At 62.6% G+C, this 26,465-nt stretch carries 11 protein-coding genes and 1 pseudogene; 6 read left to right on the forward strand and 6 right to left on the reverse strand.

Translation table 11 applies throughout. The annotated features are described in order from the left end of the window. Positions 1-126: 126 nt before the first annotated feature. On the reverse strand, positions 127-3,681 hold the full coding sequence (locus C8N43_RS19205) for a TonB-dependent receptor (protein WP_107847537.1): 3,555 nt from the start codon (positions 3,679-3,681) through the stop codon (positions 127-129). Beyond that, positions 3,678-16,361 carry a DUF7507 domain-containing protein gene (locus C8N43_RS19210; protein WP_107847539.1) on the reverse strand — a complete coding sequence of 4,228 codons (12,684 nt, stop codon included), beginning with the start codon at positions 16,359-16,361 and terminating at the stop codon, positions 3,678-3,680. Before C8N43_RS19210 ends, C8N43_RS19205 begins: the two co-directional genes overlap by 4 nt. 389 nt (positions 16,362-16,750) lie before the next feature. Here C8N43_RS19210 and repA point away from each other — a divergent pair, with 389 nt between their 5' ends. The 3 genes from repA to repC all read left to right on the forward strand — a co-directional run bounded on the left by repA (position 16,751) and on the right by repC (position 20,183). Next, positions 16,751-17,935, forward strand: a complete 1,185-nt coding sequence (gene repA / locus C8N43_RS19215) for a plasmid partitioning protein RepA (RefSeq protein WP_107847541.1) — start codon at positions 16,751-16,753, stop codon at positions 17,933-17,935. A gap of 3 nt (positions 17,936-17,938) precedes the next feature. After that, positions 17,939-18,907, forward strand: a complete 969-nt coding sequence (repB, locus tag C8N43_RS19220) for a plasmid partitioning protein RepB (RefSeq protein WP_107847543.1) — start codon at positions 17,939-17,941, stop codon at positions 18,905-18,907. 184 nt (positions 18,908-19,091) lie between these two features. Further along, positions 19,092-20,183 (forward strand): plasmid replication protein RepC, encoded by a 1,092-nt coding sequence (repC, locus tag C8N43_RS19225; RefSeq protein WP_158270032.1) that lies wholly within the window; start codon positions 19,092-19,094, stop codon positions 20,181-20,183. A gap of 419 nt (positions 20,184-20,602) precedes the next feature. Here the strand turns inward: repC and C8N43_RS19230 are convergent. Next, positions 20,603-21,720 (reverse strand): annotated as a pseudogene (locus tag C8N43_RS19230) (tyrosine-type recombinase/integrase). A 156-nt stretch (positions 21,721-21,876) separates the two neighbouring features. Between C8N43_RS19230 and C8N43_RS19235 the strand changes: the two are divergent. Both C8N43_RS19235 and scpB read left to right on the forward strand, forming a co-directional pair. Next, complete coding sequence (locus tag C8N43_RS19235) at positions 21,877-22,785, forward strand: DUF1403 family protein (protein ID WP_107847547.1); 909 nt, start codon at positions 21,877-21,879, stop codon at positions 22,783-22,785. Between the two features lie 3 nt (positions 22,786-22,788). Further along, a complete protein-coding gene (gene scpB / locus C8N43_RS19240) occupies positions 22,789-23,382 on the forward strand; it encodes an SMC-Scp complex subunit ScpB (RefSeq protein WP_107847549.1) in 594 nt (197 codons plus the stop codon). 162 nt (positions 23,383-23,544) lie between these two features. Here the strand turns inward: scpB and C8N43_RS19245 are convergent, their stop codons facing one another. Both C8N43_RS19245 and C8N43_RS19250 read right to left on the reverse strand, forming a co-directional pair. Continuing rightward, on the reverse strand, positions 23,545-24,555 hold the full coding sequence (locus C8N43_RS19245) for a nucleotidyl transferase AbiEii/AbiGii toxin family protein (RefSeq protein WP_107847551.1): 1,011 nt from the start codon (positions 24,553-24,555) through the stop codon (positions 23,545-23,547). A gap of 2 nt (positions 24,556-24,557) precedes the next feature. After that, positions 24,558-25,154 (reverse strand): DUF6088 family protein, encoded by a 597-nt coding sequence (locus tag C8N43_RS19250; protein WP_107847553.1) that lies wholly within the window; start codon positions 25,152-25,154, stop codon positions 24,558-24,560. 173 nt (positions 25,155-25,327) lie between these two features. On the opposite strand from C8N43_RS19250, the gene C8N43_RS19255 reads away from it, so the two are divergent. Continuing rightward, on the forward strand, positions 25,328-25,597 hold the full coding sequence (locus C8N43_RS19255) for a WGR domain-containing protein (protein WP_245913102.1): 270 nt from the start codon (positions 25,328-25,330) through the stop codon (positions 25,595-25,597). 500 nt (positions 25,598-26,097) lie between these two features. Here the strand turns inward: C8N43_RS19255 and C8N43_RS19260 are convergent, their stop codons facing one another. After that, the gene (locus C8N43_RS19260; RefSeq protein WP_107847557.1) at positions 26,098-26,460 is read right to left on the reverse strand and encodes a hypothetical protein; all 363 of its coding nucleotides are present in this window, start codon (positions 26,458-26,460) and stop codon (positions 26,098-26,100) included. Positions 26,461-26,465: the final 5 nt, after the last annotated feature.

Genomic DNA, 26,465 nt, shown 5'->3' on the forward strand with positions numbered 1-26,465 from the left:
TGGCCGCCTTCCCTGAAATTGGCCATGTCCCGTCCTCTCGAAGCTGCCCGGGGAGCTTACCCGGCAGCGTCGAGCGGCCATTTGATCCGCATCAATCCATCTCGGTAAGGCCGCGTGCGGGCCTGCCTAGAACTTCGCGATCAGGTTGATGAACACGCCGCGGTCGTCGAAGGTCAGGTCGGTCAGGTCGTCGGAGAACTTGCCGAAGTTATAACCCACGCCCAGCTTGTAGTTGTTGCCCACATGCCGGTACGCCGCGCCAAGCAGGCCGAACTCGGTGGTGCCCGCCTGCTCTGCCTTCAGCACGCGGCCCTCGACCAGCACGTCCCATTTGTGGGTCACGTGGTAGCGCGCGTTGGCGACCACGAGCCATGCGTCGTTCTTCTGGAACGCCACATTGGCATCGGGCGAGCTTTCCGAGAAGCGCGCGCCCACCTTGCCGCCGATGGTCCATTGCCGGTCCAGATCGTAGGACGCATCCACCGACAGCACATGACTCTTTTGCCGGGGCCCGGGATCATTGGTGCCGTCGATCTCCTGCCCGTAGAGATCGTGCAGATAGGTGTATTTCGCCAGCACGTTCAGGCGGTCATTGTTGATCGGGCGGTAGGCGTAGCCCAGCGTCAACTCGGCATAGCGCCCGTCGGGGATCGAAGAGCCGTCAGTGTCGGTGTAGCTGCCGTCGAAGCTGAACAGCAGCCTCTGCTCTTCGTCGATCTTGTAGCGCAGGGTGCTGGCCACCGCGACCGTGTCGCCATCCCGGCGCGAGCCCGACAGGATGCCGCGGTCGCGCCGCAGCTCCAGCCGCGCGCGGCCCGAAATCCCGGTCTCGGTCTCGTAGCGCACCCCGAAGGACAGTGCGGTGCGGTCGAAATCACCCGCAGGGTCATTGATGCGCCCGATCTCGGCCGAGGCGGAGTAGCTCAGCGCCTCGCTCCGGGCGTAATCCACGCCGTAGGTCGAGGTCAGCGAGCGGTGCACCCCGAAAAGGTCATAGGTATTTTCGGCGTAGACGCTCACGTCGCGGCCCAGCTTGCGCCGCCCGCCCGCGATGAACTGCCCGCGGTCGCGGCCCGACAAGGTCACGCCGTTGAACTCCCGGCGCGGGTCCAGCGTATAGCCGAAATAGGACGAGCTGTCGCCGCCATCGTCATAGCTCAGCAACGCCAGCGCGCCGACCCCGGTGGAGCCGTCAGAGACCTCGCCCTCGACGCTCCAGTTCTCGGCAAACTCGTAACGCGCGCCCGCGCCCACCCGGTTGTTGCGGGTCAGCCCGCCCGAGCGTGACACCGTGCCTTGCGCGTAGACATACCATTCCAGCGCCTCGCTTTGGGTGATGGTCAGCTTCGCGGCCACATCGGTGCGCTCGCCGGTCTCTTCCGCGTCGCCAGGGGTGTTCTTGCGGACATGCTCGACACCGAAATCCCAGGTCAGCCGCTCTGAGGCCTTGAAGCGCAGCTCTGCGCCTGCCTCGCGCACGGTCTTGCCCGCGCTGTCCTCGAAATCGTCGTAGTACAGCCGCCAGCGCAGCTGGTCGGTGGGCTCATATTCCAGCGCCAAGCCGTAGAGCTCTTCATCATTGGTGGTCTGATAGTCGAGCGTCGAGAAGCCCGCGTCCCGGCGTTCGGCGTAGAAGCCGAAGCGGCCCTGCACATCCGGGTTCAAGTCGGCGAATTCGACTTGTCCGCGGGCCAGATACGCCTCGCCCGTGCCGCCCACCGCGCTGGTGTTGGTCACGATCAGGCCACCGTCAGAGGAGAAGGACTGCCCGAAGCCCGGACCCTCGGTGCGGGCATATTCGAGGTCGAGATAGGTGTTGTCGGTCAGCTCGTAGCGGATATCCGCGCCGGTGGCCGTCTGGTCCGCAATATCCGTCTGCTCGACCATGCCGGTCGCGCCAAGGCGCAGGTTGTCCGTGGCCCAGACCTGCACGCGGCCCCCGTAGGCGTAGCCATCCACCGCGCCCGCGGTCGGCGTGAACTCGTAATTCACCGTCAGCAGGACGTCATTCTCGCCCAGCGGGTCGGTCACCACCGTGCCGCCGCCCACAGCGCCGGTAAGCGGGCTGTTCAGGGTGACAATACCTTGCAGATAGTTGATGTCGTAGTCGCGCCCGTAGACCAGCGTCTCGCGGCTGATCACCCGGTTGGTGTCGGGATCGCGTATCTCGACGCTGATCGTCTCGGAGCCGATTGACAGGTCCTGGCGCTGCAAGAAATAGACCGAGCCCCCGGTGCCCCGGAACACGTCCCGTCCGGGCAGGTTGTCGGGCTGCGCGGCGTAGACATCGACCGTCGCGCGCGCCTCGCCGCGGGCGGTCTGCTCTTGCGTCGCATAATGGCCCTGCGCGCCGTAGAGCGTCCGCTCGTTGCGCAGGAACTCGGAGCCGGTGATGTTGCCCTTGTAATTGCCCCACAGCGCGTAATTGCCGTCCTTTTCCGCGCGCAGGTAGAACTTGCCCGAGGTCGGCGCACCCTCGACGATCGTGCTGTCGTCGCCGTAAACCGGGTAGGCCTTGTCGCTGTCGAGCCTCAGCAGCAGATGGCGCGGGTCCTTCTTGTCGAAGTTGCGGAAGATGTCCGACAAATCCTCTTCGCCGGTATCGGCGCTGGCGGTGATTTCCCAGCCGTTTTGCGTCTTGCCCTTGGTGTAGAAGGCCAGCCGCCCGTGGCTGTAGGTCTTGTCGAAGCTGCCACCGGCGGCGTCCTTGCCGCCATCGGCGCGGTAACCAAAGGTCAGATCGACCGTCGCCACGCCGAACCATTCCGATTTCGGAATGGTGATGCCACGCTGTAGGAACAGGTCTTCCCCTGCCCCGCTGACCTGGACGTCGACCTCTTGATCGCCTGCGGGCAGGATGCGCTGCACAACGAAGCTGCCATCGGGCGCTGGCGTGATCGTCTCGCCCAGTGTGCGCACGGTCGCGCCTTCGCGCACCCCGGTGCCGTAGACCGTGACCGCGCCGCCCGAGACCGGGATGCGGCGGATTGCGGTGCGGTCGGTGCCTTCCTCGACCTCGGCGAGGATCACATCGCCGTCGCCACGTTGATCAAGGCTCAGGCCAAGCGCTTCTGTCTCGTCGAACCGTCCGCGCGCATCGTAGACGCGGTGCACAGCGACCAGATCACGTCCCTCCGGCACGGCCAGCGAGACGGTGCCATTGGGCGCGACCGGAACCACTGCCACGACCCGCGGGCCGGAGCGGCTGGAATAGTCGATGATCCGCACCTCGCCGCGCGCCACATAGGCGGGGTAATTCAGCTTCGAGCGGAAGGTGATCGTGTCGCCCGCCTTGTAGTCGCGCGCATCGCCGGTGATCGCCAGGTCGAGCGCCGGGGTCGCCCCCAGCCCGTCAAACTTCACCTGCACATCGGCATTCGACAGCGCGATATCGGTCTGGCGCGTCAGGTCCTCGACCCGCGCGTCACCGACCAACGTGTCACCATCAATGGAGATCGAGAAACCCTCGTCCTCGATGATCGCGGTGTCATTGTCGATCTCGGTATTCGCGCCGACATCGACGACCACGACCTCGCCCGCATTGGGCTGGATACACTCCGCAGGCAGGGTGCCGGAGACGGTGCAATCGTCCTCAAAGCTCTGCGCCGTGGCGCCGCTGCCAAGCGCGATCAGGGACACGGAGGTCAGGGCGCGCAGGCCGGTCAGGGACATCATCTTCATTGGCCCGCCCCCTTGTTCTTCGTTCGTTTGATCGTGCGCTCGATGTTGAGCTTGTATCGCCCGCCACCGCGCCATTTCTCGCGGATCAGCTCTTCGACCGACTTCAGGCGGGCGCGGGCGACCTTCGGGTCTTCGCCGCGCAGCACGTAGCTCAGCCGCAGCACAGAGGGCGTGACCTCGATCGTGCGCACCAGCCGCTCGATCCCGCGGATCAGCGCGGGTGACGGCGCGCCGTCCGCTGTGAAGGCCCGGGCGGTCAGGTCGATATCGACAACGTTGGACAAGGCCGCGCCGAAGTTCAGCTTGGCAAACTTACCGGCCGTGACCCGGATCACCCGCGGGTTCTCGGTGGTGACCCGGTAGCCCGAGGGCAGCGTGCGCGTGTCGAGCTTCAGCGTGAAGTTGGAGCCGATGTTCTTGGGTAGCTCCGCGCAGGGCACGTGGTAGCGGCCATGCTCGTCCGTGGTGATCAGATAGCCCTTCAAGGTCGCCAGACGCACGCCCGGAAGGCCCGGCTCGCCCTGATCCTGGTAGCCGTTCTGGTTCACGTCGTCATAGACCTTGCCGATGATGTCGGAGCAGTCGAAGACATGCTCCGGTTCGATCCGCACCACCGCCGTGGCGGTGTTCGACAGCTGGTTGCCCGCCGCGTCCGTCATGAAGCCGCGGTTGATCAGCTCCCCGTAAGACCCGTTGGCCACGACTCGCGCCGCAAGCGTCACGTTAATCGTCTGCGTCGGCGCGATGCTCAGCCCCGCCCATGTCAGGCGCAGCCCGTTGACCGCAGGCTCCAACGGCGCGCTGTCCACGCTGGCGGTGCCGGGCGTGTAAAGCATGCCCGCGGGCAGCAGGTCGACAAGGTTCATGTTGCTGACCGTGTTCGAGGTGTTGTTGGTGAAGCTCAGCGTGAAGTTCACTGTCTCGCCAAACACCGCACTTTCGCGATCCGCCTGCTTGGTCGCCAGGATGTCGGGGATGCCCTGACAATTCTCGACCGGCAGGTTGTTGTTCAGCACAAACGGGTCGCCTGCCTCGAAGGTGAAGGTCGTGTAGAACGGATTGCCCGTATCGGTGAAGTCCGACAGCACATTCGTATTGCCAACCTCTGAGCCGCCCAGCGAGGCGGGGTTCGCAGGCAACAGCGTCGTGGCATCGAGGTTGCCCAATGTCGTGCGCGTCGTGCTTGCCTGACCCAGCGACGGGTAGGTCGCGTTCAGGGTATAGGTGCCGGGCCGGGTCACGAAGAACACGAACTGCCCGCTGGAGCCGTCCTGCACGATGCGGATGTTGTTCGAGAAACCAACGCCCGTCTGGGTGCCCGCAGGCCCCGTCACGGAGATCGAGCCGCCGGGCAGGATGCGCCCGTCATCCTCGCAGTAGAAATAGCCGGTCGGGTCAAAGTCTTCTGCGTCGCAGATCCCGTCGCCATCGCGGTCATTGCCCGCGAGCGGGGAGCAGCCTTCCAGACTGTCCGGCACCCCGTCACCATCGGTATCGGGCAGCGGCACGGTCGCCTCGTTGCTTAACGTCGGCGTGGGCAGATCGGCAGATGTGACAGAGGCGATGTTGCCCGCCGTCGCCGTGCCCGGCGCGACCTCGTAGATCACGTCGATCTCCACCGTGCCGGTCTCGCCGGGCGCGAGGGAGGCGTCGCCGGTGATCGTGTCAATCACGCTGATACCGTCATAGGCCCCGTTTGGCGCACCGCCGGTAAAACCAGAGGTCCGCACAGTGACCCCAAAGGGCGCGTCGGTCAAAATCTCGGCGCTGCCCGCGAAATCGCTCAGGTCATCGCTGACCTGATAGCCGCTCTGTGTGATGTTGCCGGTGTTCTCGGTCACCAGCGTGAAGGTCACTTGGTAGACGCCGGGGAACAGCACCGACGGCTCGCCGGCGCTCTTGCTCAGTGTGTTCTCCGGCGCAGGCGCGATCTCGGCCACCGTGGGGTCGTCAAGGTTGTTGCCATCGCCCGGATTGTCGTTGCGCGACACATCCGACAGGGTCGCGCCCAGCGGTGTCGTGGCGGTACCGGTCGCGGAGTTAGACACGCCGCCCGCATCCACGTCTGCCTGCTGCAACGTGTAGAGCACCTCGTAGGTCGCGGTCTCACCGACGTTCAGACGGCCCTCGACCGGGCCGCTCGCGGTGGGAACAAAGCTTACGCTGTCCACCGTCAGCGCGCCGCCGCCAATCCGCGTCATACTGTCTGTGACCGAGACGCCGGAGAGCGTCACATTGCCCGTGTTCTCCACCGTGACGGAGAAGGCGATGACGTCGCCTTCGCGCACGCCGGGCATAGTTAGGGTCTTTACAACGTCAAGCCCCGGGTTCGCGGGGATGCTCACCACCGTCGGGTCGTCATCGTTATTTCCATCGAACGGGTCGTCATTGGCGGAGGTGTCGCTGACGTTTTCGCCACTCGGTCCCTGCCCTTCGACCAGCGCCGAGTTGGACAGGCCACCTGCATCGATGTCCTCCTGCGTCAGCACATGGGTCAGGGTCCAGACGATCTCCTCGCCCGCCCCCAGATCCGTCGTGCCGGAGGTGTTCGTCAGCGCGGGCGACGGCAGCACCGTGCCGTCCGCGCGCGTCAGCGTATCGGTGATCGTCACGCCGCTGATATCCACGTTGCCCGTGTTGCGCGCGGTGATCGTCCAGCTGACGCTCTCGCCCTCCATCGTGCCCGGCGTGCCGCTTACGGCCTTCACGGTCGTGATCTCTGGCTCGGACGTAATATCGAACGGCGTCACATCGTCGGTCGTGTTACCGTCGCCATCGTTGCCGTTGTCGGACACATCGGTGACGGATCCGGTGCCCGCAGGACCGTCAGCCGTCACTGTCGCGGTGTTGGTGAAGCCGCCCGCGTTGATGTCGCTTTGCGTGATCTCATGGGTCGCGCTGTAGACCCAGGTCTCGTCCACATCGATCCGGTTGTCGTTGTTCATGTCGCCGGAAACCAGCACAAACGGGGTGGTCAATGCGGTCGGCGTGTTGTTGTTGCGCCGCATCCTGTCGGTGATGTTCGGGTTTGTTAGGGTCACATTTCCGGTGTTCTCGACACTCAGCAGATAAGTCACCACATCGCCCACACTGCGCCCGGTGGTGGTGGCGATCTTGGTGGCCTCCAGCGCGGGTGCGCGGGTCGGGCCGGGCACGGTGATGCTGTCGGTGCCGGATGTCGGGTTGCCCAGCAGATCGACCGCGTCGACAGTGACATCGTTGGTCACCTCGCCCGCGTCGATCATGTTTTGGGTGACCTCAAGCATGAAGGAACAGCTCACCGCGTCCACCTCGCCCGGGGCCAGCCGCGCGATCTCGCAGGCGGGGCCGGTGTCGAGCGCATCGTCGACGGAGATGTTCTGAAGCGTGGTCGTGCCAGTGTTCTCGACCTCGAAGCTGAAGGTCACATCGCTGCCCACGGGTCCCAGCACCGTCGGGCTGGCAGTCTTGGCGACGGTCAGGGCCGGTGCGGCGGCGGGCACGGCGGTGTTCTCCACCGCCTCGACCGGACCGACCGGATCGCCGGTCGGGGTCTGCGCGCTTACGGACGCGGTATTCTCGATCCCGCCCGCGTCGATATCGGCCTGCGTGACGGTATAGTCCTGCGTACAGGTCAGATCGGCGCCACGCGCCACCGTAGTGGCCGAGCAGTCCAGCGTCGGCAGGCGTGCGTCGCTGACATTCACCGTATTCAGGGTCTGATTACCCGTATTCGTGGCGACAAGCGTGTAAGTCACGGTGCTGCCGACCGGCCCTGCCGGGTTCGGGGCAGAGGTCTTTGAGAGGGTCAGCGCAGGCTGCGCATCCGCCGCGACTGTTTCGGTCACCGGCGCAGATGTCACCGGCGTCGGGGTGTTCGGGTCACCAAAGCTGGTCTGCGCAAAGGCCTCGTTCGTCACCTCGCCCGCATCCAGATCATCTTGGGTGACGGCATAGGTGAAATCGCACGAAATCGTCTGCCCGACACTCAGCGTGTCGTCGCCCGGGGGCAATGGGCAGTTCAACCCGGTATCGCCACCGAGGATCTTGTCGTCAAATATGGTGACCGCGGCGCTGAAGGCCTGCGTTCCATCGTTCGTCACCTCGAACGTGTAAGTCAGGATATCGCCGACTTCAGCAAAGGTAGAGCCTGTTGCGGCACTCTTGACGACCGAGATTGAAGGGGTCGCGTTGTTCGGGATCGTCTCAGAGGTCAGCGGGCTGGTCACCGAACCGCTCGTCGACGAGGCGAGGTTGGTCACGGAGAACAGCGCGACGTCATCGGCGGTGACCGTGTAGGTGCCCAGACATTCCAGACTGTCGCCCGGCAAAAGCCCGCCCGCGGGCAGATCGGCGCAGGTCACGGTCGGGATCAGGTTGTCGCTGACCGTGATCGGGTCTGTCAGCGTGATGTTGCCGTCATTGGTGACGGTGTAGGTGTACTCGACCTGCAGCCCGACATCGAAATCGGCGGGCGGCACGCTCTGCGCCACTTTTTCGACCGCCATGGACGGGGTCTGCAACGCCGGTACGGTCGCAGTGTCCTCGGGGCTGGTTGTGGTGCCAACGGACGCTGTCGCCGCGTTGGTCAGCGAGCCGCGGTCCAGATCCGCCTGCTCCACGAAGTAGGAGCCCGTGCAGATCACCTCGTCCCCCGGCGCCAGCGTCGCCGCCGGGCAGGTGACCGCGTTGCCTTGCGCGGTGATCAGCGGGTCCGCGACGGTGAACGGCCCGGCAAGCGTGACGTTGCCCGCGTTGGTGATCGTGAACTCGAACAGTAGCTCTTGGTCGAGCGTGTCGAAGTTGCCCGGCTGGCCCGCGGCCAGTGCCTTGGCCAAGGTCAGCGCAGGCGCGGCTGGCACCTCCAGCAGGGTTGGATCGTTTTCCGTGTTGCCGTCGCCGTCATCGCCATCGTCGGTCACGTCGCTCACCGGCGATCCCACCGGCGGTGTGCCGGTCACGGTCGCGCTGTTGGCGATGCCTCCCGCGTCGATATCGTCCTGTTGCAGGCGGTAGCTGGCGACGAAGGTGGCCGTCTCGCCCGGCAGCAACGTGCCGGAGGGGGAACCTTGCGAGGCGCTTTGGAAGGTCGGCCCACTGGTCAGCGCCAGCGCCGTGCCATCGGCCCGCGTCAGCGTGTCAGAGGCGACATCGACGCCGGTCAGGGTCACATTGCCGTCGTTCGTCGCGGTGATTCTGAAGGTGACAACCTGATCCACCTCAATGGTGCTCGAGGTCACGGTTTTCTCACCCGAAATTGCAGGCATCGAGGGCACTGAGAACACGGTCGGGCTGTCATCGCCACCGGGCTGGCCGTTGCCGGAGCGGTCCTGCGTTGGGTCCCCGTTTGGCCCCCGGCTGGTCGCCAGAACGGAGTTCGCGACCCCGCCTGCGTCAATATCGGGCTGTGTTAGAGTATAGGTGGCCTCGTAGGTCCAGGTCTCGCCGACATCAAGCTTGCCCGCTGTGCCGCTGTCGGCAGTGTCCCAATCCGGCCCACTGGTCACCGCCAGCGGCGTGCCGTCCGTGCGGGTCAGCGTGTCGGTCAGGCTCGGCGCATCGAGTGTCACATTTCCGGTGTTCTCAACGGTGATCTGGAAGGTCACGGTGTCGCCAGCCGCCATCCCGGTCGAGTTTGCGACGGTCTTCAGAACTTCCAGCGCCGGGGTGGTGTCTTCGACCGGCACACTCACGTTTACGCTGTCGCTCGGCGGGCTCGTGCCCGGCGGACCGGTCGCGCTCACGGAGGCGGTGTTGGTCAGCGGATTGCCCGCGTCCACATCGGCCTGGGTGACCGTGTAGCTCGCCGTGAACTCCGCCACATCGCCCGGGGCCAGCGTATCCCAGCTGCCATCCGCAGCGCTGTCGCTGGAATCGCCTTGCGGGCCTGCATCCGTCGCCAGCCTGTCGCCCGCGACTGTCAACGCGGCCGTCCCCGACGCGCTGGTCTGCGTATCGCTGACCGCCACACCCGTTAGGCGCGTATTGCCAGTGTTGGTCGCGGTGTAGGTGTAGGTGATCACATCGCCTTCCGCCGCATCCGTGGGGATCGACGGGGTCTTGGTCAGCGCGATGCCCGTGCTGCGCGTGCCGTTCACCATTTCGGTCGCCTCGGCCGGGGTGGTGACCTCCGGGCTGCTGACCTGCGCGATGTTGGTGACGACGCCTGCGTCCATATCATCCTGCGTGACCGTGTAGCTTGCGGTGCATTCCACCACATCCGTCGGCAGCAGGCCGCCCGCAGGGATCGTGCCGCAGGAGAACGTGCCGATCTTGTCGTCGACCACCGTTGGCTGGTCGAACAGGGTCACATTGCCCGCGTTGCCCACGATGTAGCTGTAGGTGATCACGTCGCCCGCTTGCGTGAAGTCAGAGACATCGGCGGTCTTGGACATCGCAAAGGCTGGCTCGGCATCGGGGCCAACAACGGTGATCGTATCCTCGCCCGCGACCGTGCCGCCGGAGCGCGGCGCGCCGGTCGCGGTGGCGGTGTTATCGAAGGTGCCATTGTCGATCTCGGCCTGGGTGACTACCACCTCGAAGGTACAGGCGGTAGAACTCATGCCCGGCGCCAGCGTGCCGACGGCACACGTCGCGGGGCTCGCCGCATTAGCCGCAGAAACGCTGTCCACGACGGAAATCGAATCCACTGTGATATTGCCGGTATTCTCAACAGTGATGGCAAAGGTCACCGTCTCATCAACGGCGGAATAGGCCGGATCGCCGATGCCTGGCGCGGGTGTCACGCTTTTGGTCACGGTCAGCTCGGGCGCAGGGGGATCAAGCGCCGTGAAGGTGTTTGTACCGCTACCGGGGATATTGTTGCCCTGCGGGTCGTTGCCCATGGCTTGCGCGGTGTTGTCGATCTGGCCCGCGTCCACGTCCGCCTGCGTCACCACGTAGTCGCCAACGCAGGTCAGGATCTCGCTTGGTTCGAGCACGACATTGGCGGGCGCTGCGACCTGGCCGCCGCTGCCGTCGTCCACTGTACAGGTCAGGGTCGGGACCAGCGGATCGGACACCATCACCTGTCTTAGGGTCTGGTTACCGGTGTTTTCGGTCAGGATCGTGTATTCAATGGTCTCACCCGCCGCGGGCGCGGACGGGCCGCCGGTGACGGATTTGGTCACGGTCAGGCCCGGGTCGGCGTCGGCGGCGACCGTCGCGGTCGAGGGGGCCGAGACCACGTTGATCGGGTTCGGGCTGTTGGGCGCAAAGACCGTCGTGGCCACCGCTTCGTTCATCACTTCGCCACGGTCGAGATCATCCTGCGTGACGAAATATTCCGCCGTGCAGGTCTCTGTTTCGCCCGCGTCGAACGTGTCCGGCAGCGCCGGGGTGAAGCAGGTGAAGGGCGCGCCGATATCAGGGTCGTTGATCTGCACCGGCTCGGTGAAGGACGCGCCGGGCGGGTCGACAGAGGTGTTTTCGACCAGGAACTGGAACTCGATCCGGTCGCCCACTTGGGTGAAGTCCGCGCCGCTGAGCGCAGTTTTGGTCAGGGTCAGGGACGGCTCCGCGCCCGCGGGCACGGTCTCGGAGGTCTGCGGGCTGGTCGTGGTGCCATCGCTGACCGATGCAAGATTCGTCACCTCGCCCAGCTGCACATCCTCAAGCGTCACGACGTAAGAGCCAGTGCAGGTGTAGGACGCCGCCGAATTGACGCGCAAAGGCTCCAGCACACCGCCGCCCGCCGGGCAATTGACACTGGCGATGCGGCTGTCGGTGATCGTCAGCAGGCTCGTGTCGATCTCCGTGTTGCCGGGGTTCGTGATGATATACTCATAGGTCACCGTGCTGCCGTTCTGGAAGCTGCCACCGGTGCTGCTTTTCTCGATCGCAAGCTCCGGCTCCTGCACTGCGGAGGTGGTGAAACTGTCGGTGGCATCCGTCGGCACATCGGGGCTTGAGGCGGTGCCGATATTGGTGATCTCGCCCGCGTTGATCGCTGGTTGGGTGGCGGACCACACCAGCTGACAAGTCACGCTGCCGCCCGGCGCCAACGGCACGGGGCCACAGGTAGTCGTGCCAGCGATCTGGTCGTCCGAGACGGTGATGGGCGAGGTTAGAGTCTGATTGCCGGTATTTGTAACCGTGTACTCAAACGTCACCTGATCACCCACATTGGTGTAGGTCGTGGCTGATCCCGCCGCGATTGCCTTTGACAGTATGAAGGCCGGCTGCTGGTCCGCGTTCACCGTCTCGCTATCCGGCGCAGAGGTCGATGTGGTCGGGCTCGCCCCGCCGTTGATGCGCTGCGACACGGACGCTGTGGCGCTGTTGGTCACCGCGCCATTGTCGATATCATCCTGCGTGACGGTATAACTGGCCGAGCAGGTCAGCGTCGCCCCCGGCGCAAGTCCTGTTGCGGGCACAGCGGGGCAGTTGACCGGCACGTCGACCGCGGGAGACACGGAGGTCACGCTGTCGGCCACCGTGATCGCGCCCGTCACCGTCACATTCGAGGTGTTCGTGACGTCATACTCATAGGTGATCACATCACCCACAGCGTTGAAGGTGGTGCCAAGCGTCTCGCGCTTGTCGATGTCGAGCGTCAGGGTCTGCGTTGGCCCGGTCACGGTCACCTGCGCATCATCTGCGACCGGAGCGCCACCCACTAGCGACTGACCCGTCACGGTCGCGGTGTTCGTGTAGCTCGCCGCGTCCACGTCGCCTTGATCAAAGCTGCGAGCGACCTGCATCGGCGCGCCGCCAACGCAGGTGGCCGTCGAATTCGTCGCCGGTGCGGGCGGCAGGTCTGCCACGTCGCAGCGGAACGTCTCGCCATCGGCGTCGACATCCACCAGTTCCAGCCCGGTCAGGGTCACATTGCCGGTGTTCGTCACCGTGAAGCTGAAGTTGATGCTGTCGCCCACGCCCGCGTAGGTCGCGGCGGAGGCCACCTTGGTCACCTGCACCTGTGGGTTGGCGACAGGGCCTTGCGCGGTCTCGGTCGCGGTCTCGCTGAGCGGCGTGCCATCGGCGCCGGTGCCGGTCACGGTCGCCGAATTGTCCACCTGTCCGGCATCCAGATCATCCTGATCGACGACGTAGGACAGCGAACAGACCACGGCATCAAAGCCCGGGGCGATATCGCCCACCGCGCAGGTCTCTGCCGGGGTGAAGATCGACGCATCCTCGACGCTTACGCCGGTGGCCGTGACATTGCCGGTGTTGCGCACGCGGATGTCGAAGATCACCGTGTCACCCACATTGGTGAAGCCGCTGCGTGCAACCTTCTCGATCTCAAGCGCCGCGACGCGGGCGGGCCCCGGGATCGTTAGCGCGCTTTGGTCGGGCCCATCGGTGACCTGCGGATTTGTTGCGGTGGCCAGATTGTCCACCTGGCCCGCATTGATGTCCGCCTGCGTGACCGTGTGAGTGTATTGGCACAGATCAAAGCTTTGCCCCGGCGCGAGCGTCGGGATCGTGCAGCTGAACATCGGGTCCAGAATGTCGGTGACATTTGTGTTCGTCAGCGTCTTGGTGCCGTCATTGGTCACCTCGATCGTGTAGGTGATCGTCTCGCCGACAGTCGCGAAGCTGGTCTTGTTGGCGGTCTTGTTGACCGCCAACCCGAAGATCGCGCCCGCCGGATCGAGCGTCGAGGTCTCGGTGGCATTGGGCGGGGTGAATTGGCTGCCCTGCCCGCTTGTCCCGGTGGCCGTGGCGGTGTTGGTGATCACGCCCGCGTCCACATCGGCCTGCGTGACGGTATATTGCGCGCTACAGGTCCCCGTCCCGCCCGGTGCCAGGTCGGTGATCGGACAACTGACATTGGGGATCCGGTTGTCGGCAATCGTGACGGCCGCAAGGGAGACATTGCCGTCATTGACGATGGTAAACGTGTAGTCGATCACGTCGCCAATGGCGAGGAACGTGTCCGGCCCGTCCTGCTCCTTGGCGAAGGTAAAGCTCAGGTCCTCGGTGATTGGCGTCGTTTCGACGAATTCCTGCGAGGTGACCTGGATCGTGCCGCTGCCGGTGTTGAACGGGAAGCTGCCGGAGACCGTGTTCACGACCTGCCCCGCATCGCGCTCGGCCTGGCTGATGCTGGTGTAGTCGCGCTCGCAACTGTAGCTGTCGCCCGGGTTCAGCACATTAGGCTGCTCGACGGCGCAAACGAATGGCGAGGCATTGATCTTGTCGTCCGTTATCGTGATCGGCGAGGCGGTTTCGATGATCTGCGTGTCGCCCGTGTTTTCCACCGTAAAGCGGTAGCGCACAGATGTGTCATTGGCCCCAATGGGGTTGGTTAGAGCCTGTTTTGTCACCGTGATGCCGGGCGTGCCCGCGTTCGAGACGGTCTCCGACGCATCGGGCGAGGTCACATTCCCATCGCTCGCAGAGGCGACATTCGTCACTGCGCCTGCGGCGACATCATCGACGGTCAGCTGATAATCGGCGGTACAGGTGTCGGACGCACCACGGGCAAGCGGACCGGGCAAACAGGGGAAGGTTCCGATGCGGTTATCGGTGATCGTGAGCGGATCGGTGATGTCGGTGTTGCCGCTGTTGGTCACCGTGAACGTATAGGTAACCGTCTCGCCGATGGTGAAGGATGCCGGGTCTGCGCCCGACTTGGCCAGCGTCAGACCGGGGGTTTGCACGGCGGGCACAGTCAGCGTCTCGTCGGTGGAGGTCACCGTGTCGCTGCCCCCTGCCCCGATAGTCGTCGCGTTGGCGGTCGCGATATTCGTCACCTCGCCCGCGTTCAGGTCGTCCTGCAAAGTCGCGTAGCTCGCCGTACAGGTCACCGAAGTCCCGGGCAGGATATCACCCGCTGGGCAGCTTACTGCGCTCGCCACGTCAACCTTGTCATCGGCTACGTTGGGCGATGTTAGGGTCACACTTCCGGTGTTGGTCAGGACATATTCATAGGCAATCGTCTGCCCCTGATCATCAAAGCTGGTGCGTGAGGACGCGGCCAGGCGCTTGACCAGCGTCAGCCCGGTCGAGCGCGTTGCAGGCACCGTCGCGGAGGCCTGCTTGTTCACATTCACGCCGCCCACGGTGATGTCGGCGGTCACCGTATTGTCGACCTGGCCGTCATTGATGTCACCCTGCTGCACATCGTAGCTGACCTGACACACGACCGTGCTGCCCGGCGCGACCGGGCCGGTGGGGCAATTGACGACGGCCCCCGGAAGCGCCTCGGTCACGGTGGGCGTGTTGGGGAAGGTGACATTGCCGGTATTGGTGATCTCGACATTATACTGAAGCGTCTCGCCCTCGGCGGCGAAGGTGCCATTCAGCGCGGTCTTGGCAATGGTGAAGTCCGGCGCAGGGGCGGGCCCGGGGATCTGATCCTGATCAAAGTCGGACGGGTTGGGTCCGCGCGCCGCGGTCGCCGTGCCGCGGCCGACATTGGTCAGCTCGTTGGCGGGGTTCGCGGCGAAACTGTCAACGTCGTCCTGCGTGACAGTGTAGTCGACCGAGCAGCTGTCGCTCTCCCCCGGCTCAAGTCGCGCGATGGTGCACGAGAAGCTCGGGACCAGATCATCGGTCAGCCGCACATTCGTCAGCGTCACGTTGCCGTCATTCGTCGCGGTGATGACATAGGGCACCGTTGTGCCTGCGTTGCCAAAGGTCTGGCCGGGCTGGTCCAGCACCGAGGTCTTGGTGATATCGAGCGACGGGTTCGCCGCTGGGCCGTTGATCGTCGCGCTGTCGCTCACCGAGCCCAGCACGCCTTCATCCGGGTCGCCTTCGGCCACGGCAACATTGGTCAGGGTGCCATCGTCGATATTGTCCTGCGTGATCTGGGTCGTGACCGTACAGATCGCCTGATCCGGCCCGCGCGGATCGCCCTGCGAGCGCGGCAGGATCGTCGTCTTGTTACACGTGATCGGATTTGCCGCCTCGTCGATCTGGTCATCTTCGATGGTCAGGTTGCGGATCGCGACAGAGCCGATGTTGCTGACGGTATAGGTGTATGTCACCGCGTCACCGACTGCGGCGTAGCTCGGCACGGAAGCGGTCTTCTCGATCGTGTAGCCCGGGGCCACTGTGCGGATCTCGTCACGGGCCAAGCGCGGGCCGCGCTGGAAATCCCAGAAGTTATCATTCGGGTCGCGGTCGCGCACCTGCGTCGTGGTCTGTCCGGAGTTGAGCAGGCTGTCGAATAGTGCGGGATTGGTCGAATCAAACCAGCCGGTGTTGAACGTGTTATTTCCAAAGCCGTTCTCGAAGCCTTGCGACCGCGTGCCGCTGTTATTCGTCCGCTCGGTCTGGCGCCCCGACCAATTGCCCACGTCGAAGCCGTTGATCACCAAATCAATGTCATTCTCGTCGAACCCGCCGACCTGCGTGTCGCCGTCATAGGCGGAGAAGCGGATATAGACCCGCGCCAGATCGCCACCGAAATAATCGCGGCAGGTACTGAACCCGCAATTGAGCGGGATAGGATCATTCACGGTGAACGGATTGCCCTCGAGCTCGTCGCGGTTGGCGCGATTGTTGCGCCCGCGAAACGCGTTCTCGGGGTCGGAGAACTGGTAGTAGATGTTGCCGTTGACGCCGACCATGACGATCGCAACGCCGCCCGCCTCCGGGTAGTCCTGCGGCAAGGTGATGTTGGTGCCGGGCACGGTGGTCGTGAAGGTCGTCGCCTGGGCCGCACTGATAAACAGCAGACCGACCCACGCCAAAATCCACGCACCGAATGCGGCCAACCGCCCACTTCGACCTTGTCGCGTCATCTTTATTGTCCCTGCTCTGCGCCGAGGTTTGTCCTCGATCACCCTGCATTTATTAGTTTGTGCTGAAGCTCGTCTTGAGCCTTACGGAAGCAAAATGACCCTAAGAAGGGGAAAACACCAAGATACTCCTCAGACTATGCCGCAATGCCCTCAAAAACGAATCGTTTTCCCGCGAAAATCCCTTATTTCGTTGGCGCAGTGATGCAGTTGAGCCACAAGGCTGAGGGCAGCTATAAGCTAGGACATACGCTCCGCCGTAGCCCTCAGTGATGAAAGGACCAGCGGCACGGGAAAAGGAATCTGTTGCCAGGCCGCCCGATTCTCCGCTAAGGAAACGCTAAAGAAAGCGCTGTCGGAAAAAAGCGTTACTCAACAGGCGGTAAAGACCGATGCTGAAGCAGGCGGGCTCATTCAACATCAATACGCGCATTCGCGAGAATGCGGAAGACCTGAGTGCGGCCCTGCAAAGCCACATGCTGAAGGTGTTCGCCCCCGATGCGCGCAAGGAATTACGGCTTTTCTCAGCCGGCGAGACGGCGGATCTTCTGGGCATCTCCACCAGCTTCCTGCGCAAGCTGCATTTCGACGAGAAGATCGACGATGTGCAGGCGACATCGGGCGGAAGAAGACTCTATTCCGCCTCAGATATGCTCAAAATCCGCGAAACGCTGGAAAAGACCGCCAAGGTCAAAGGCACCTACCAGCGCGGCCGCAAGCCCGGCGACAAGGTGCAGGTGCTGTCCTTTCTGAACTTCAAGGGCGGCTCTGGCAAGACCACCAGCGCGGTCCACACCGCCCACAGGCTGGCACTGAAAGGCTACCGGGTGCTCTGCGTCGACATCGATCCGCAGGCCTCGCTGACGACGCTGTTTGGCTACGCGCCGGAGGTCGATTTTCTCGATTCCGGCACGATCTACGACGCGATCCGCTACGACGACCCCCTGCCCTTCTCGCAGATCGTTCAGAAGACGTTTTTCACCGGGATCGATCTGGCCCCGGGCGGTCTGCTGCTTCAGGAGTTCGAGCACGAAACCCCCCAGGCCCTGCGCGCCAATATCCAGCCGCCGTTCTTCGCCCGGCTGGCAACCGCGCTGCAGGAGGTGGAAGCCGACTACGACGTGATCCTCTTCGACTGCCCGCCGCAGCTGGGCTACCTGACGATGGCCGCGCTCTGCGCCTCGACGGGCGTGTTCATCACCATTGTGCCGAACATGCTCGACGTGGCGTCCATGTCGCAATTCCTGCAGATGAGCGCCGACCTGCTTGATGTCGTCTCTGACGCGGGTGCGAACATGGAGTTCGACTTCATGCGCTTCCTGATCAATCGCTACGAGCCCAATGACGGGCCGCAGCAACAGGTCGTGGCCTTCCTGCGCCAGCTCTTCGAGGAAGAGGTGATGATCGCGCCGATGCTCAAATCCACCGCGATCTCGGATGCCGGGCTGACGCAGCAGACGATCTACGAGGTCGAGCGCGCGGCGTTCCATCGCAACACATATGACCGCGCGGTGGATTCACTGAATCTTGTCAATGATGAGGTTGAACAGCTGCTTCAATCCGCATGGGGGCGATAGCACATGGCACGTAAAGGCATTCTCAGCAGCAATATCCAGAAGGGCGAGCGGTCGAGACCGTCGACCCCGATCTCGACCGGGCCGATCCGACGCGGTACCGTCGGGGCGCTGCAATCCTCGCTGACAAAGCTGCAGGAAGGCGCGGTACAAGAGATAGATCCCGGCCTGATTGATGACGCAGGCATCGAGGACCGGCTGGGGCTCGATACGGCAGCCCAAGAGCAGCTGAAAGACAGCCTGCAGACCTACGGTCAACAGGTTCCGGTCCTGCTGCGTCCCCATGGCGAGATGCCGGGGCGCTACGAGATCGTCTATGGCCGCCGTCGCCTCGCCGCCTTGCGCGATCTGGGGCTGCCGGTGAAGGCGATGATCCGCCAGCTCGACGATCATGAGCTGGTGTTGGCGCAAGGCCAGGAAAACACCGCCCGTCAGGACCTCAGCTTCATCGAGAAGGCGTCTTTCGCAGCCCAGCTGCAAGAGGGCGGCTATGACCGGCAGACAATCGCAGCGGCGCTGTCGATCGATCTGCCCATGGTCTCGCGATTGCTGAAGATCGGCACCGCGTTCGAGCTGGAAATGCTGCGCCAGATCGGCTCTGCGCCCGGGATCGGGCGGGACCGCTGGTTCGATCTGGTGCGCGCGCTTGAAAAAGACGGCGCCATGGCTCGGGTGAAGCAGCTTCTCAAGACACCTGATTTCCGCGGCAGCTCTGACGCGCGGTTCGAGCTGGTGCTGGCCCGCGCGCTGCAGACGCCGTCCGCCAAGCCGAAGAAGGCCGCCCTAAAGGCCCGTACGCTTCGGGCAGGGGGACAGGCTGTCGCTGACATCAAGGCGGGTCCGCGCGGCGTCACATTAACCGTTCAGGCGCGCAATTCGGACGGGTTTGATCAATGGATCAACGCCCATGCCGACGCCCTGATCCAAGAGCTTCACGACCGTTTCAAAAAAGACGGCGCAGAAGAGCAGACTTGAGGAAGAGCAACCAAGGAAAGGCACGAGCAAGACAGGCAACACCCGAAAAAAGAAAAGCCCCCCAGGTATGATCCCGGAAGGCCCTTCTCGATCTTTGCACCTTTGAGATAGCCCCCATCCGATGATCCTGTCAACTCCGCGTTCGCCGCGGGGCAGGGGATTTGTTGTCTTTCGTGAAATTGTGATGAAACACGCGTCCCAAACCGAGTTTTGGCGGCCGGTAGAGGTCGTCCTGCCCCCTGATCACGGCTCCTGCATCGACAAGTGGCAGGCGCTGAACGCGCTCACCGATGCAGCCGAACAGTTCGAACTGACCCACCGCACGCTGGGCGTTCTGAAGGCGCTGATGACCTTCCTGCCGGATCGCCTGATCCACCCGGAGCCCGGGCGCGCGATCGTCTTTCCCTCCAACAAAACGCTGGCCCACCGCCTGAACGGGATGCCCGACAGCACGCTGCGCCGCCATCTTGCGCGGCTGGTGACACTTGGGATTGTCAGCCGTCACGACAGCCCCAACCGCAAACGCTACGCGCGCAGGGCAGGGGGGGCAGAGCTGGCCTTCGGGTTTGACTTGTCTCCCATCGCACGCCACGCGGACCAGCTTCAGGCCGCCGCAGAGCGCGCCCGTGAAGCGCGGGAGGCTTTGGCATTGCTGCGCGCCCGACTTGGCACCCTGCGGCACCGATTGCTCGAATGCGAAGGTCTCAGCTCTGTAACCGAGGACGCCCGGATTGCACTCCGCCGCAAGCCCGATCAGGCGCGTCTCACCGAGCTTTCCGACAGGCTTCAGGCTCGTCTCGAAGAGGTCGAATTGAGCAACGCTGACGCCCAAAATGAGCGGCACATACAAGCTGGATATAAATATATCTCTGACTCTAAGGGAGGTTCAAAAAACGCGCTTGCTACAAAAAAAAGAAACGAGGAATATCCTTCTGACGAGCCGCACGAGACGACCAAGCCGATTTCCTTGCAGGAGGTCACAGCGCGATGCAGAGAATACCAAAGCTACTTTCCCGACCGTATCACCAGTTGGTTAGATGTTGTACTGATTGCCAGCCGGTTAGCGCACATGCTTGGGATTGAACGCGAGGTTTTTGACGAGGCCTGTCGAAATCTTGGGCAAGAAAGTGCGGCGATTGTCGTTCTATGCCTGCTTGAAAATGCGGGTCGGATCAAGAATCCCGGGGGATACTTGCGGCAGCTTTCCAAAGATGGCAGGGCAGGGGGCGTGAACCTCAGAGCTTTGATGCCCTCAGTGGGCGAAATTGTCAGCTGACAATCTAAAAATATAAATGAAAACAATGAACTAGAAATCTGTGCCGCCCGGAATTTACCACTGTATGAGTTATAGATAGGAGGTTTATCCCTCAAGTCGTGTGACGCGCAGCTCCCGCGCGACGGCGACCAGGGATCTGCAGGACCGTGTGGAAATGGGCGCGCTGCTGGCTGAACCTACCTGCCAAGAATCAAGACACAGGCTAGGCGGTCTAGCGTCACACGGATGCCCTCCGTAGGGGTGCCTATCGGAAAGACTGGCAGCATGCTGCAAACTAGAAGACGAATGGAAGATGCGGTTCGGATCACCGGGCGGATACATACGCGGGTTTGTTGAACGTACACAGGCCGGAGAACTGCACCTGGAACGCAGCCTAGACGGCAGACCCAGTGAACAACGCGTGGTTGTGGTGCAGGGTATCAGAGACCGGCGGCTTTTGTCAGGTTCACGCGGAACCGGTCCCGTCGACGCTGATAGCGGCGGTCATCTCAGCCGAGGCGTGCCCCAACTGCTTCTGGACATAGCGTTCGTCGACTTCTGCCGAGCTGGCGAGACCTGCGCGCAGGCTATGGCCGGAGAACAGCGCGAGGCGGTCCTCGTCAGGCAGGTCAGACCGAATGCCGCTTCCGAGCACAGTCGCCTTGATCAGCCTCGCAACATGCTTGTCGGAAAGTCGGTTGGTCAAAGCGCGTTTGCCGTCGCGGGACGTGCGCACGAATACAGGCCCGAAGTCGATCTTTGCGAACTGCAGCCATTCCTCGAGCGCGTGCACGGGGCAGGTCTTAGTCATTGAACCACGTCCGATCTCGACCTCGCGCCACCCCGTCTTGGCATTAAGAGTGAGCAAGGCACCCTTGTCGAAGATTTCGATCCAGCCGCCGGAGTCCGGCGTGTCGTCCTTATGCACATCCAGTCTGACGATTTCGGAGCGGCGAAGGCCCCCGGCGTATCCCAAGAGCAGGATCGCCCGATCCCGCAGTCCACGCAGATCATAGGGCAGGGTGGCGACCATCGCGAGGAGGTCCTCGGCCAGGATCGCTTCCTTCTGAACAGGGGGGCGCGCATGCTTGCGCTTGATCCCCGCCAAAACCGTTGCGATGTGACGGTTCTTACGATCCAGCGAGAACCCGCGCTGCGCGTAGTTCCAGGCGAGGCCCGAAAGCCGGCGGTCGATGGTGCTGACCGACAGGGGTCGGCACGCCAACTGCGAAGGGGAGCGACTCGAGCCGCCGGCCAGATCAGCAAGGTAAAGCCCGATCATCTCGGGCGAGGGGGGGGGGAGTGGCTGCGCGCCGTTCATCCGGCACCAACGTGCAAAATGCGCCCAGTCCTTCGCGTAAGCCTTCCGCGCATTGTCGGAGACCGCGGTGCGGGCATAGTCCCGGGCTGTCTCGACCAGCCGGTCAAGGGTGCCGGATCCGGCTACGTGGGACGGCATGGACATGCAATCTCCGTCCTCTTGATCCCTCTCGCCCGCGCGATAATCCTCAAGCTCATCAGAGAGAGCAGGCGTCGATTTCTCGGTCTCCGAGGGCATTTCTCACTTAATCCGTCGATTAAAATGAAGCACTTTCGAGTATATCTTTTAATGTCCGATAAGGCAAACTTATTGGACACAACGAAGATCGGCAGGGTGGGGCGGTTTGTACATCATATTGTGGACGAAAGCGCCGCGAGAGGATAGTCTTGTGGCATGACATATCAGTCCGCCACGATCTCTAACGACCTTGACACTCTACCTCAGCTGCCGGGTTGGGTCACCTCGGCGCGTGCTGAAACCCTTGAAAATGTGGCGTTTTTATCAGGGGCCGTACTGAACCATCTGCATCTTGTGTTGAGCCGGGATGAGGTCCCCCAGACCTTGCTGCGGGCACGGTTGGCGCTGCGGGCCGCGGAGGTCTGTGTAACAAATCAGGGGCGTCCGGAACGGTCAGGGGATCTGCGTGACGCGGTGGGGTTTCTGCAGCCCGGCGACAGTCCGGGACCGGCGGGGGAAGTCACCCTGTCCTGGCAGCGCGCCGTCGAGCGACCGGTGTCGGCCAAGGCGCTGGATCGGGCATTGCCCGAGATCGAGCCGGAGCCGATCGCCGTTTGGCTCGACGGGTGCGACCCGCGCGGAGCGGGGCAGGGGGCTCCGGTCTCCCATGCCGCGGCCGTGCTGCAGGCGGTTCTCGCCGATCGTCCACGGGAGGCCGCCGCTGCGTTGATCCTGGCCGATGCGGCTTTGGCGCAAGCGCTTGGGTGGCGCCATGTTGTGCCGCTCCTGGCGCTCGGTCTCAAGCGGGCCGATTTGAGGAAGACCGGCGCAGAGCTGCGGGCGGCCTCTCATCGGGCGATCGTTGCAGCGGCGGTCGAGGCGACGCGGGAGGCCGCTGATTTGGCCCGTCGTGCAGCCCGCTTGAAAGAGGTCGCGCCGAAGCTCCGAGCGAAGGGATCCGATGAGGCCATCGCGCTGTTTTTGAGCAAGGAAGCTGTGGCTCCGACGGCGCTCACCTCGCTTCGTTCTGATCGCGCCGCGCGTCGGTTCTGCGACCGGTTGGTTGAGCTTGGCGCAGCGCGCGAACTGACCGGGCGCGACACATTCCGGCTCTACGGGGTTTGATCGATGGCCAAGGATCACAATGAGCCCGATCTGGACAGAGAGCTCGACGACCTGCCACCCGATCTGCGTTGGCGAGAGTGGATGCGCCGGATTGAAGCTGTGCTCTTTGCGTCTGCCTCGCCGGTGCCACGCGAGGACCTGGTCCGCGTGGTGGGGCAGGGGGTCTCAGTCGATCTTCTCATTGACGATCTCGCCGCCGACTTGGAGGGGCGGTCGTTCGAAGTCGCGAAGGTCTCTGGCGGCTGGATGCTGCGGACGCGGCCAGCCTATGCGGCGGCAATCCGGACCGCGGCGGATGTCGGAGACCAGGACCTCGATCTGCGCGAATACGATGTCGCCGTGCTGGCCGCCATCGCCTACCACCAGCCGATCACTCGCGATGGGCTCAAGGATATCTTCGGCAAGGAGATCAGCCGCGACCTGATCGGACGGTTGCACGCACGCGGTCTCATCGGAACCGGCCCGCGCTCGCCGCGGCGCGGAGCACCCTACACCTATGTGACAACCGAAAAATTTCTGATCGCCTTCGATCTGGAGTCTTTGCAGGACCTGCCGGACCGTGAACAGCTGACGGATGCGGGACTGGCTGCAGAGTGACATGCCAGCGGCAAAAACCGCGATCTATCGCTCAAATTTTGGCCATTTATGAGTTATAGAACTACATCCTATAACTCATGACCATTTGCTGGCTTGGCGGTCGACGCTTTGTTGACTCCCAATCATCGGGCTCCTGACTTCCAATCGCCAGGCCCTTTAAGGTCAGGCTGCGTTGATCTCCGCCTCCAGTGCTGCGATCGCGCTCATCACGTCATCAAAGCTTGGCGCCTCGCCCATGATCATCTCACGCATACCGGCATAGTCCCGACGGAGTGCGGCCTCGAGGTCTTTGCCTGGGGCTAGGCGAAGCGATCCCAGTTTTGCATCTTCGTATTTCGCCCAGGCAGCTTTGAAGAACACCGACTTATGATGGCCAACCTCGCTCAAGAGGTCGAGATTGGCCAAAGCCCGCGCCTTGGCGTTGTGCTGGGTCAGTTGCGCCATGTCATAGTAGTGCCGGGACATGCGGTCAGCGAGCGGTTTGCTTCTGTCCTGATGGAACAGCATGTGTAGGATCGTCGCCTTCTCCCAGAAGGTCCGTTCGATCCCGAGGGTGCGCACATCAACAGAGTTAAGGCCGGGCAGATCGGGAAAGGCTTGTTGCACATAGGTTGAGAGGGTTCGTTGTTCGGCCGGAAGCTGTGCGCCACGTGCGCCGAACTCAAACCGTACGATAGGTTTGATGTAACCTGGGTCATCGGCGCCGACGGATGGGTAAGCGAAGAGTATGGTCTGAGGGTCGTCTTCGTCAATCTGGAGCGAGAATGGCTGGTCCAAACGCGACGCGAAGGCGGTGTTGATTTCTTCGAGCAGGGGCCCGGCGACAGCGGCCTCGGCGGCCTCCTGAAGATCTTGCAGCAGCGTTTTGCGCTTGCCGCCCGAGAGGTCGGGGTTCTCAGGATCACGGTCTCCTTCAAACCCGAGCTGCGCACGGTCTAGAGACAGATCGACGTCCTCGGAAAACCTGTGGATGACATCGTAGGCCTTCGAAAGCGACGTGCCTCCCTTGAAGATCAGGTGATTGCCGAAGGAGGGGAGGGCAAACAGGTGCTGCAGGGACCAGCAGACCCAGAAGTCTTTCTCGACAACCGCCTTTGCAAACCCCAGCTCCGCTGCGGCTTGCCGAAAGGCTTCATCGCGGTTTGCAGGCGTGTCGTTCGCGAAGGCGTCCATGCTCAAGCGTGTGCCACGATCTGGTCGACAACAGGATGCATCCAGGCCGGAACATGTCTGCTTTGCTTTGCAAGCTGCGCCCGGTCTTTGGCATCCAGCGTGCGGGCGATCTTGCCGATCACCTGATCGTCAACACGATCCTTGCCGACATAGCGGAGCGCCTGGAAAACAGTCCCTGTCTTTGACCCGGCACCGACCAATGTCTTCGGAGAGGCATTCCGGAACTGGATCACCTGCCGCCCGATCTTCTTGGTTCGGGTAGGCCCGTCGGTCATGTAGGTCGGATTGGACGGGACCTGGGTGGACAGACCCAACTGGTTCGCTGCCATCGCAGGGGAGGGCTGCAGAACCTGGTTGTCCTTCCGCGCTACTGCGCGTGCGATGTCATCGGCTGAGGGTGCCAAGGCACCGAAAAGGGGGCTGTGCTTGGGATAGTCGTAGAGCCCACGCGTCAGCCGCCGGATCACACCCTGATCCGCCAGGCGCGACAGTGCCTGATCCACGCTTGCACGTGATCCGATATCGAGGAAGTCCGACGGCGCGAAGATGGCGCCCCGGCCTTTCCCAACGATGCGCTGCTTGATTTTCGACGTGATCATGGTTCAACTCCGTGTCAGAAAATAGGGTATATTTTTCTGAACGTCAAGATGGAGAGATTGTTGCAAAAGAGGTCAAACAACAGCAGCGGAGGCTTAGGGCAACCGATCCATCACAATCCAGAATCAAACACTGAAGTTGGATTCAGTAACATCATTGGACTGAGGTGGAGAATTTGTCCGATACTCGTATCATGATCGAAAGCGACAAGACGCATCTGGACCTTGTCCGAATTGTTCCCTCCGAGAACATGGCGCGGTTCTATGGGATCGCGCTCCAGCCTACCCTCTTTGGCGAGGTTGCCGTCGTCAGATGTTGGGGGCGGATTGGCACACGTGGTCGTGTGATGGCCATCACATATCCGGACGCAGAGCAGGCTGTCGATGCACTCGCAAAGCTGGAGAACATGAAGCGCCGACGTGGCTATGTAACGACCGATGAGTAGGAAGAGTTGGGCGGAGAGCCGCCGTTCGCTGCGCACCCTAAGAGATTTTTTTGGTTTCCCGAATGCAGACATTAGAATTCTCGTGGTCGGGAGAGTAGAATTGCTAACTCAAAAAACTCAAAAAGTAGTCAAACTTCGGAATGTTCATCCTGGTAGACCTGCCGAGCGGAAAAACCGTTATCAACTCTGAACCGTTTCTCCGAACATTGCACCCGAAAACGCTCCTGTGGGATCGCTGGTATGACCTAAAATCGTCCATGATAACCTTAGGAATGTTTCACAACTGAGCGCGCGAGCGACAGGTCTGCGTGCTCAGACCCTGAGAATTCGGCGTTCGGCCTCGGCATGTATCGCCCGAACCCTACCGTCTCACCAAGAATTTTTGATCTTACTCGATCGGGGTTGACGGAGAGACGTCGCAGATTGTTCACATTTGCGAAGTGGGGATCACAAAACGATGAGGGACAAAGTATCGTTAACAATGACGGCGCATTACGCTATCAGGGCTTAACGTGCGATTTGACGAACCCTTCAATGAAATCGGCACCTGCATATCCTGCGGCCATGATCGTGAGAATGAACTCGCCGTCTAACTTTAACGCACCGTCGGCCGGGTTAGGAATAAAGCCTTCGCCTTTCAAGATCGTCATGCCGATCAATGAGGCGACGCCCGCCAAAATGCCAAACAGAAGACTGAGCCACAATTTAATGCTGTCAAATTCATGTTTAAACGCGGCAGGATCGCTTCCGGTCGATTGTTGCAGTTTGTGAATCCCGACCGCGATTCGAATAAGCTGGCCCAAGATACCGAAACCCGCACCCAAAGCTGCAAGAGTAATCCAGTCCAATGGTGTCAGTGTCATGTCTA

Origin of the sequence: Litoreibacter ponti, from assembly GCF_003054285.1 — a bacterium.
Classification (GTDB): domain Bacteria; phylum Pseudomonadota; class Alphaproteobacteria; order Rhodobacterales; family Rhodobacteraceae; genus Litoreibacter; species Litoreibacter ponti.

What these genes read in the sequence shown, in the direction of transcription:
- repA (WP_107847541.1), top strand. Translation starts at nt 16,751, where the DNA reads ATGCTGAAGCAGGCGGGCTCATTCAACATCAATACGCGCATTCGCGAG.
- repB (WP_107847543.1), top strand. Translation starts at nt 17,939, where the DNA reads ATGGCACGTAAAGGCATTCTCAGCAGCAATATCCAGAAGGGCGAGCGG.
- C8N43_RS19250 (WP_107847553.1), bottom strand. Translation starts at nt 25,154, where the DNA reads ATGATCACGTCGAAAATCAAGCAGCGCATCGTTGGGAAAGGCCGGGGC.
- C8N43_RS19235 (WP_107847547.1), top strand. Translation starts at nt 21,877, where the DNA reads ATGACATATCAGTCCGCCACGATCTCTAACGACCTTGACACTCTACCT.
- scpB (WP_107847549.1), top strand. Translation starts at nt 22,789, where the DNA reads ATGGCCAAGGATCACAATGAGCCCGATCTGGACAGAGAGCTCGACGAC.
- C8N43_RS19260 (WP_107847557.1), bottom strand. Translation starts at nt 26,460, where the DNA reads ATGACACTGACACCATTGGACTGGATTACTCTTGCAGCTTTGGGTGCG.
- repC (WP_158270032.1), top strand. Translation starts at nt 19,092, where the DNA reads ATGAAACACGCGTCCCAAACCGAGTTTTGGCGGCCGGTAGAGGTCGTC.
- C8N43_RS19205 (WP_107847537.1), bottom strand. Translation starts at nt 3,681, where the DNA reads ATGAAGATGATGTCCCTGACCGGCCTGCGCGCCCTGACCTCCGTGTCC.
- C8N43_RS19210 (WP_107847539.1), bottom strand. Translation starts at nt 16,361, where the DNA reads ATGACGCGACAAGGTCGAAGTGGGCGGTTGGCCGCATTCGGTGCGTGG.
- C8N43_RS19245 (WP_107847551.1), bottom strand. Translation starts at nt 24,555, where the DNA reads ATGGACGCCTTCGCGAACGACACGCCTGCAAACCGCGATGAAGCCTTT.